The organism is Pollutimonas bauzanensis (assembly GCF_040393045.1).
In the GTDB taxonomy this organism is placed as follows: Bacteria; Pseudomonadota; Gammaproteobacteria; order Burkholderiales; family Burkholderiaceae_B; genus Pollutimonas; species Pollutimonas bauzanensis_A.
This window is the reverse complement of record NZ_JBEBUX010000154.1, coordinates 1-9,524: the sequence shown is the minus strand read 5'-3', so window position 1 is coordinate 9,524 and position 9,524 is coordinate 1. Positions and strand designations below refer to the sequence as shown.

Genomic DNA, 9,524 nt, shown 5'->3' with positions numbered 1-9,524 from the left:
ACCCGCGCACCGAATCCAGCGCAACACATTGAAATATCAATGAAATATATTTTTAAAGAAATATAGAAAAAACGTGAAACCAAGCAGTAATGAACTAGATGAATCAAAAATAACTGCGAATCCCGACCAAAAGGCTCTCGATATCTTTCTCAAGATGCCATAAAACCAAAAAGAAACGCTGGCAAGCACTACTAAGACGTACCTCGCTAACCGAGATGCCTATATATAAGCGGGATGAATTCTAGTCTCACCCCCATACCTCTATATAGAAGGCCTGCGATAAAAGGCATCTGTTTCGTATTACCTATATAGAGATAGATAAACTCGGATGACTAGATCAAGGCTAAAGGCCTAGACACGAATCCGAAAAAAAGGTATCTTTTTGGTAATACCGGTTTGGTATTACCAGATTGGCATTACCAGTTAGGTAATTCTGATAATCACCGTTCCTAAAGATCTTCTTTATTCGATCTATTTTTTATTGTTGCGTTGCCATGAACGATTCATACCGCCCCGTCGGCGCCACAGCGCAATTGCGTTTTCAAATACTTCGGCTCATCCGGGAGCGTGGGTACGCCCCGGGCGACAGAATTCCGTCCGAACGAGATTTGGCCACGCGCTTCTCTGTCGGCCGCCCAACCGTTCGCGAAGAACTGTCAATACTGGAATCTATGCGTGTCATAGAGCGTCGTCCTAATTCGGGGATTTTTCTACGGGAAGTGGATCGAGATGGAAGCCTGGATGCCGTTGTCCTGGAAGCCGACTTGGGATTACCCATGACAGCCGACGAGGTCAGAAACCTAAACGAGTTTCGCCGGATTCTTGAGCTTCAGGCCGTAGGCATTGCGTGCCAGCGTCGCACTGCAAACGACATTCAGCAAATACACGACATTCTTACGCAGACTGCAGCTTGCCTTAACGCGAACCAGGCGGTTGGCGACAAGGACGCCGAGTTTCATCTTGCCATTTGTTGCGCTACCCAAAATCCGCTTTTAACCCGCGCAGCCAACTCCTTTTGGCTGGCATCGCAAAGCCGTCGAGACCGCTACTTTGCCGACATGCAAAACGGTGTTCGATCACTGCGTCACCACACGCTATTACTCGAAGCGATCGAAGCTCAAGACGAGGCGGCCGCAAAAAACATCATGGAGCAACACCTAGGAAAAGTAGAGAGCTACTGGATGGACTCGCTGGAAAAAAAACCAGCACCTTAAAAACGGCGGAAAAGGCAGATATACCTTTCACTCTCGGTCGATGGTTTCCGCTGCCATCGGCATTGGCATCAACTGCATACCCCGCAAAGGTATAGCCATATAAATCACTAAAAATGGAGAAGGCATGCAATACAAAATCAAAAAGCTCTTGTCGTGCGCGGCAGCGGCGGTTTCCGCCGGAGCGTTATACATTGGGGCAACCGCGGCTAGTGCGGAATCCTACCCCACCCAGCCAATACGAGTGATCGTACCTTTCGGGGCTGGCGGCACAACCACGATCCTGGCCCGCATGATGGCCGACAAATTAGCGCAAGGACTTGGTCAGCCGTTTATTGTGGATAACCGTCCCGGCGCTGGCGGCAACATTGCTTTCGAACTCGTTGCCCGTGCTAAGCCAGATGGCTACACGCTGCTGATGGGACCAATTGGCCTGGCGATTAATCCCGCCATTTACCCTTCCCTTCCATTTGACCCGCTCAAAGACTTTGCCCCCATCAGCTTATACGGCGGGGTCGCCAATATTCTTGTTGTCAATTCTTCCTTGCCTATTCATTCCGTAAAAGAACTGATCGACTATGCAAAGAAAAACCCGGGCCAGTTATCTCAAGGCTCCAGCGGGAACGGTAGCTCAAGCCACTTGGCCGGCGAAATGCTTAAGTCCCGAGCCGACATCGATTTCATGCATGTGCCTTATAAAGGCGGTGCACAGGCGATGCAAGACGTTCTAGCAGGCCAGGTTTCCATGCTGTTTGACCAAGTTCCCGCAGTTCTTCCTCACGTCAAGTCTGGAAAAGTGCGCGCATTAGGAGTAACAACGACAACCCGTTCATCGGGCGCTCCAGACATTCCCACCATTGCGGAATCAGGCCTGCCTGGATATGACGTCAATGTCTGGTTCGGATTTCTTGCTCCGCATGGCACGCCCCAAGCCGTTATTACAAAAATAAATACAGAAATGACGAAGATACTGAACAACGACGAGTTTCGCCAGAAGATGATCAGCATGGGTGTAGATCCAATGCCCAGCACGCCTGAAAAATTCAGCGAATTTCTTCGGGATCAAACCGACGTTTGGTCCAAGGTTGTTAAAGACTCTGGTGCGAAGCTGGAGTAATCATATGAAAATAGCAACTATCCATGCGATTCCCCTATCGTACGCATTCCCCAAGGACAAAACGGTTGCAATGGGGATCGGCACCGCGTTCAAGCGCGACGTGATTATCGTACGTATCCAGACCTCGGAAGGTCTTATAGGTTATGGGGAATCCCATCCAGGCCGCAGTGCAGGCGCCGTTACCAGCCTGATTAACAAGACTCTGGCACCGCTGATTCAAGGCATGGATGCCTGCGACGTCGTAGGTGTTTGGGATCGCGTACACCAAATGCAGCTCGCGAGCCACGGTTTGGGCGCGGGGGCCGCCCTGGCCTTGAGCGGCATCGACATGGCGCTATGGGATATTCGAGGCAAAGCGGCTGGAATGCCCTTGTACCGCCTGCTTGGGGGCACCAAGAAACGTATTCCCGCTTACGCGGGCGGCGTAGCGCTGGGATATCAGCCGCCACTGGCATTGGTACAAGAAGCTCAAAGCTATGTCGAGCACGGCTACAAGGCGATAAAGCTCCGCGTCGGCGACACACCGCTACTGGATGTGCAGCGCGTGAGCGCTGTGCGTAAGGCGCTGGGGGATCACATCGATATCCTGGTGGATGCAAACACCGCCTACACCTTGGCCGATACACGTCGTGTGATGCCAGCCTTTGCCGAGATGGGCGTAGGCTGGTTGGAAGAACCATTCCCCTGCAACGATTTCGCCTCGTATCGCCAGGCAGCCCAAATCACTTCGCTGGTGCCAATTGCCGCAGGGGAGAACCATTACACCCGATATGAATTCGCACGCATGATAGAGGACAAGTCGGTACTCATATTTCAGCCAGACATCTCCAAAACCGGCGGCCTTACTGAAGCGATGCGAATTGCAGCGGCCGCGTCATCCTGGCGGATACCGATTAACCCACACAGCGCCGCCGGAGGAATCAATCATGCGGGGACAATTCATTTCCTGGCGGCGATCGATAACGGCGGCTATTTTGAAGCATGCGTTTCTCATGTCAATCCGCTACGCGATATGTTTGGCGCCACTTTCCAGATCGGCAAAGATGGCTGCGTCGAACCTCTCGATAAGCCGGGGATTGGCTTGGAAATCGACGAGGACTTATTCAAGGAGTATCCCCTTATCGACGGATTGGGCTTTACGGTGAAGTCATAAGCCAAAGACCATTCAACATACTCCATCGCAAATAGCCCCCTGACAACTGTAGAGTCCCCCATGCGACCAATCGTTTTGCTGACCAACCCTATCCACCCCACTGCGCACGCTTTACTACAAGCCACGACTGAGGTCAGAGTGGCTCCAGCAACCGACCCGGAAACACTGAAGCGGACTGCTCGGGACGCGTCAATCATTATTGTGCGCGCCCCTTTGCCTGAGTCATTGCTGTCCGAGTCACCCAAACTGCTGGGAGTAGTACGCCATGGAGCAGGATTGGACATGATTCCAATTGCCGCAGCTACCCGCCACGGCATCGCCGTGGCGAATGTGCCAAAGGCAAATTCAACGTCGGTTGCCGAGTATGTTGTTGGACAAATGATTACCTTGATGCATCGCTTAAACCGTATCGACCACACCCTGCGCAGCCAGAGTTGGAATAACGCGCGAAAGCTCGCCGACGAAAGTGCAGAAGCGGCTGAAAAGGTCATCGGGATTATTGGCGTCGGTGCCATCGGCACCGAACTAGCCCGCATATGCAGTCAAGGACTGCGCATGCGGGTCGTAGGAGTTCGACACAGCAGCGCAGCAATGCCGTCTTTTGTCACCGCAGTGACGCTAGACGAGATCTTTCCGATGGCCGATGTCATTGTGCTGGCCTGCCCTCTGAATGAAAGCACCCGCGGCTTGGTCAATGCGGCCCGCATCGCCAGGATGAAACCACAAGCCTTCCTGATCAACGTCTCTCGGGGAGCTGTCATAGACGAATCAGCACTTATCGAGGCGCTCAGCGAGCAGCGTTTGGCTGGCGCTGCGCTTGACGTGTTCGAGCAACAGCCTCTACCTGACAGCTCTCCGTTACGGACGCTGCCCAATGTCATCCTTTCGCCGCATCTTGCTGGCATAACAGACGAAAGCATGCGGCGCATGGGTCGTGTCGCAGCAGAACAGGCTTTGGCCCTGGTAGCTGGGCAACTACCACAGCATCTAGTAAACACCGAGGCAAAAGCAGACATTCTTAGCCGCCTTTCTCATATAGGACGCACATGAAAATCAAAAGCATAGAAGCCCGTTGGCTTCATGTTCCCATTCCATACGAGCAGCAGCATGTCTCTGATTTCGGCCGCATTGCCTCATTCGATACCGTTCTAGTTCGCGTTGAAACAGTCTGCGGATTGGTCGGGCACGGTGAAGCCAAGGAAGAGGTCGGAAGCGAGGGCAACTGCCGCGCACTGGTCTCGCTGATAAATCAAAAATTCGGCCCATTGCTGGTCGGCGAAGACCCTCGCGACATCAACCGGCTATGGGAGCTAATGTATAACGGCAGCAGAGCCCACTACGCACTCAAGCTGGGGCATGTATTTCCGATTCTGGGCCGCCGAGGAATTTCAGTGTCGGCTATCAGCGGCATCGACCTGGCCTTGTGGGATTTACTCGGGAAGCATCTCAATGCGCCAGTATGGCGTTTGCTTGGCGGCCGCAAAGCAGAAAAGCTGCCAGCGTATGCCTCAGGCGGGTGGGCCGACGCCGACAATATAGGCGAACAATTACTGGGGTACATCGAGCGCGGCGGGTTTCAAGCAGTCAAAATGCGTGTTGGCGTCATCGACGGAGACCCAATCAATTCCGCCAAGCGTGTACGGGCAGCGCGCGAAGCGATAGGCCCCGATATCGGACTTGCGTGTGATGCGCACGGTACTTATAACGTTGCTGAGGCAAAGCGGTTTTGTCGACTAGTCGAAGACCAGAACCTCATGTGGTTCGAAGAACCAATCACAGCAGACGACAAACGAGGAATGGCTGAAGTGCGCGCCTCGACGGCAATACCTATCGCTGCGGGTGAAAGCGAATTCAATCGCTTCGACTTTCGCGACCTGGCAGAACTTCGCGCTGTCGATATTTTCCAACCCGACCTTGCAATTTGCGGGGGCATCAGCGAAGCGATGCGCATTGGAGCAATTGCCTCCGCCTGGAATCTGAGACTTGCGCCCCATCTTTGGACCGGTGCCCTGGCTTTCTCGGCAGGCGCTCAAGTCGCAGCGGCCTCGCCCGCTGGCTGGCTGCTTGAATACTCGCTTGGTGCAAATCCGCTACTGCACGAACTCGCAGAAGAAAGCTTTCCGGTGATTGACGGCATGGTCGAAATCCCTGATCGCCCAGGACTTGGCATCACTATCAATAATGATTTCGTGCTGCGCCATACCGTAGCCTGACCACAGTCTGCAACGTAAGCGCAGGCAAAAGACAATAATAGAGGAGACACACTAATGAATCATCGCAACACAAAGAGAAGCCCCTCACGAGTTTTCGCGGCGGCGTTGATTACAAGCGCGTTGTTCATGGCGACAACGAGTTCAGTGATACAGGCAGCCGAAATCTTTCCGAATAAACCATTACGCATTATTGTTCCTTTTGCGCCAGGCGGGGCAAGCGACCAATTGGCCCGCATGATGGGGCAAAAACTCACCGAGGGATTAGGCCAACCCGTAGTCGTAGAAAACAAGCCTGGAGCGGGCGGCATTATCGGGGCCGAAGCCGGGGCAAGAGCTAGCGCAGATGGCTACACACTCCTCTTGGCAGCAGCAGGCTTCATGGCGGTAAATCCTGCTGTATATCCTAAGCTCCCTTACGATCCGATCAAAGACTTCAAACCCATAACACTATTGGTCAAAGCGCCGCTGCTGCTTGTCGCACACCCATCGTTGCCAGTTAAAAACACCGAAGAATTTATTGCTTATGCAAAATCCAACCCAGGCAAAGTAACCATTGGAAATGGAGGCGTGGGAACCGCTCAGCATTTGGGAGGCGTGTATTTTGAAAAAACAGCGGGAATTAATGTCGTCCATGTTCCTTACAAAGGCAGTGCGCCGGCCACCACAGATTTGCTAGGCGGCGTGGTCGATGCACAGTTCGATAACCTGGTGACGCTGCTTCCGTATATAAAAACCGGCAAACTGCGGCCGCTCGGGGTCGCGTCGCTGACAAGCATAGCGGCGCTTCCGGACACCGCCACCATGTCGGAAAAGGCATTGCCAAATTTCGAAACAGGGACATGGTACGGCATAGTCGCACCTGCAGGCACACCAACCGCCATTGTCGGGCGAATCGACAACGAGCTACAGAAAATCCTGAAAATGCCTGATGTTCAGGAGAAACTGACTGGCCAAGGCCTGCTCCCGTCCGGGTTGAACGGAGAGGATCTGGATAGCTTCATCCGCTCCGAGATTAATATTTACGGCAAAATCGTCAAAGAGGCTGGTGTAACAGTCGATTAACGCCGCGATTCGCCCTACACTTGTCGCATTCAAGCAACCGATTGCGAAAGTACATGACTGAAGACATTCTTATTAACGTAACGCCTTTCGAAACGCGGGTAGCAGTAGTAGAACAAGGGTCTGTCCAGGAGCTACATATAGAACGCAGCATTCAGCGCGGCCACGTGGGCAATCTTTGCCTGGGTAAAGTGGTTCGCGTGCTGCCTGGCATGCAAAGCGCCTTCGTCGACATTGGGCTGGAGCGCGCTGCCTTCATTCATGTCGCCGACCTCAGGCAGAATCGCGCCGAACGCACTAGCGGCGCCGTCATTACCCCTATCGAAAAACTGCTGTTCGAAGGCCAGTCATTGATGGTGCAAGTTATCAAAGACCCGCTGGGTACAAAAGGCGCGCGCCTTTCTACTCAAATCAGCATCGCCGGCCGCATGCTGGTGTATCTGCCTTACGATCCGCATGTCGGCATATCGCAAAAGATTGAATCGGAAGAAGATCGGATATCGTTGCGCGATCGCGTCATGTCTTTCATGCCCGAAGATGAAAGCGGTGGTTTCATTGTCCGCACACAGGCCGAAGGCGCGACAGACGAAGAGCTACAAGCGGATCAGTCTTATCTGCGCACCATATGGAACAGTATCCAGGCCAGGGCCAAAAGTCAGCCCGCGCCATCGGTGCTTTACACAGACCTGACTCTGGCCCAGCGCGTGCTGCGCGATATGGTTGGGCCATCTACCGGCACAATTACCGTTGATTCTCGGTCGACGGCTCAGGAACTGCTGGAGTGGGCCAAGATCTACACACCATCTGTATTAAGCCGCATCAAACATTACAGCGGCGAGCGCCCCTTATTCGACACAGCCAATGTGGATGAAGAAATCGCCCGGGCGCTGTCCAGACGGGTCGACCTGAAGTCGGGCGGCTACCTGATCATCGACCAAACCGAAGCGCTGACCACGGTCGACGTCAATACCGGTGGATTCGTCGGCGGACGCAGCTTTGACGACACCATCTTCAAAACCAACCTGGAAGCTGCTATTGCGCTGGCTCGCCAATTGCGCCTGCGCAACCTGGGCGGCATTATCATCCTGGATTTCATCGATATGGATGACGTCGAGCACCGCAGCTCGGTGCTGGCCGAACTGAATAAGGCCTTATCCAAAGATCGCACTCGCATGACAGTCAGCGGGTTCAGCCAGTTGGGATTAGTGGAAATGACGCGCAAGCGCACGCGTGATTCCCTGGCGCATCAATTGTGCGAGCCCTGCCCCACCTGCCAATCGCGCGGCAATGTGCGCACGCCGCGCACATTGTGCTACGAAATACTGCGTGAAATATTGCGTGAATCGCGGCAGTTCAACCCTAAGGAATTCCGCATCCTGGCATCGCAGGCAATCGTGGACTTGTTTCTGGAAGAAGAAAGCCCGCACTTGGCCATGCTGGGCGACTTTATCGGCAAACCGATATCGCTGGAAGTGGAAAGCCAGTATTCCCAGGAACAATACGATATCGTTCTTATCTGAGGTTTTACACGATTCTGACCGTGTCACAGAAGCCATTAAGCTAATGTAATTATTGAATATTATGGTTCCGCTTGGCCGCCGAAGAAGGTATGGCTCATACTGAACGATGGCGAGCTGCATCTGACTATGAACGCCGACATGAACTGACAGAACCAATTAAGCCTTCGTATTATATTGGCGACCGCCGTGCGAGTCGGGGAGTTTTCGAAAGCCAAGAAGGAAAATATCTATATAGACGACCTCACTATCCCTTGGGGCTGGTCTATGAGGGCTACCGACATCGAAGATGGGCGCAGCCATGGAGATCCCGCTTGCACTGCCCCTCCCGCGACATTTCAGAAATGTGCTTAAACCACAAGCTCCCGGGTGTTGAAGACATATACGATCAGTACGCGTACTGGAAAGAGCGTAAAGAAGCGCTAAACATCTGGGCTGAACACCTCGTGAAATGCATGGGGGCCGAACAGTTAGCCAACCGGATGGCCAGAGAAGCCTTAGGTGCAGTGCGGTCGGCTTAGCCAGGGCCAACCTCCTGAAAAATTCCAATGTCGTTTCTGCTTTCTATGGCAAAAAGCTGTGTAAATAAACAGAACTGTGGAAGCGCAGCCATGAGATACATCATCACTCTTCAAGACGCCCCCGCAGAAATAACCGAGCGCGCCAGGCGTGCTGCAGAAGAGCGTTTCCGCCGAACGCTAGAACGCGCCTTGGGCGATACGGAGGCGTGGTTTGAGATGAGGATGGAGCGGTAGGCAGCTTCACACGCCGTTTCAATGCTGGCGCTCAGATTTGCTCAGTTTCAATCGATCTCAAACTTTTATACTCGGCATCACTTCAGGCCGGTGTGTACGCCAATTCCGTGCCACCTGTCCTCGGCCCACATCTACAAAACATTAATAATTTTATTCCTGCTCCCCTCTCCAGGTGCCAGTTGGTTTCCTATGGTCACCGATCCCAACAAAGAATCCCCATGAATCATATTTATCGCATCGTCTTTAACCGCAGCCAAGGAGTTTTTCAGGTCGTCAGTGAAAACGCTCGTGGGCAAGGCAAGGGCAGCCGCCGATTGAAGCCTGCAGCTAATCACCGCAGTCCCAGTGTGCTATTGAAGGCCGCCGCGCTTGTTATGGCTATGGCGGGCATCTGCAGTGCGCAACCTGCCTGGGCGCAAATCATCACAGTAAGTGGGGACGTGACCCCCGATACTATTCCGCCGGCACCGCTGCCATGGGATGTTGTCGGCGACCTTTT

At 53.3% G+C, this 9,524-nt stretch carries 8 protein-coding genes; all 8 read left to right on the top strand.

Annotation, left to right across the window (positions count from 1 at the left end; genetic code table 11):
* The first annotated feature begins 494 nt into the window (after nt 1-494).
* Nucleotides 495-1,214 carry a FadR/GntR family transcriptional regulator gene (locus ABWO67_RS17550; RefSeq protein WP_353154058.1) on the top strand — a complete coding sequence of 240 codons (720 nt, stop codon included), beginning with the start codon at nt 495-497 and terminating at the stop codon, nt 1,212-1,214.
* A 124-nt stretch (nt 1,215-1,338) separates the two neighbouring features.
* Nucleotides 1,339-2,328 (top strand): Bug family tripartite tricarboxylate transporter substrate binding protein, encoded by a 990-nt coding sequence (locus ABWO67_RS17545; protein ID WP_353154056.1) that lies wholly within the window; start codon nt 1,339-1,341, stop codon nt 2,326-2,328.
* A gap of 4 nt (nt 2,329-2,332) precedes the next feature.
* Nucleotides 2,333-3,481 (top strand): mandelate racemase/muconate lactonizing enzyme family protein, encoded by a 1,149-nt coding sequence (locus tag ABWO67_RS17540; protein WP_353154054.1) that lies wholly within the window; start codon nt 2,333-2,335, stop codon nt 3,479-3,481.
* 60 nt (nt 3,482-3,541) lie between these two features.
* On the top strand, nt 3,542-4,531 hold the full coding sequence (locus ABWO67_RS17535; RefSeq protein WP_353154051.1) for an NAD(P)-dependent oxidoreductase: 990 nt from the start codon (nt 3,542-3,544) through the stop codon (nt 4,529-4,531).
* Entirely contained in the window at nt 4,528-5,694 is a 1,167-nt protein-coding gene (locus ABWO67_RS17530) for a mandelate racemase/muconate lactonizing enzyme family protein (RefSeq protein ID WP_353154048.1), read from the top strand. Before ABWO67_RS17535 ends, ABWO67_RS17530 begins: the two co-directional genes overlap by 4 nt.
* Before the next feature lie 54 nt (nt 5,695-5,748).
* Nucleotides 5,749-6,756, top strand: a complete 1,008-nt coding sequence (locus ABWO67_RS17525) for a Bug family tripartite tricarboxylate transporter substrate binding protein (protein ID WP_353154046.1) — start codon at nt 5,749-5,751, stop codon at nt 6,754-6,756.
* A 53-nt stretch (nt 6,757-6,809) separates the two neighbouring features.
* Nucleotides 6,810-8,273 carry a ribonuclease G gene (gene rng, locus ABWO67_RS17520; RefSeq protein ID WP_353154043.1) on the top strand — a complete coding sequence of 488 codons (1,464 nt, stop codon included), beginning with the start codon at nt 6,810-6,812 and terminating at the stop codon, nt 8,271-8,273.
* Nucleotides 8,274-9,243: 970 nt separating this feature from the next.
* The coding region (locus ABWO67_RS17515) for an ESPR domain-containing protein (RefSeq protein ID WP_353154040.1) at nt 9,244-9,524 on the top strand (281 nt) is incomplete at its 3' end.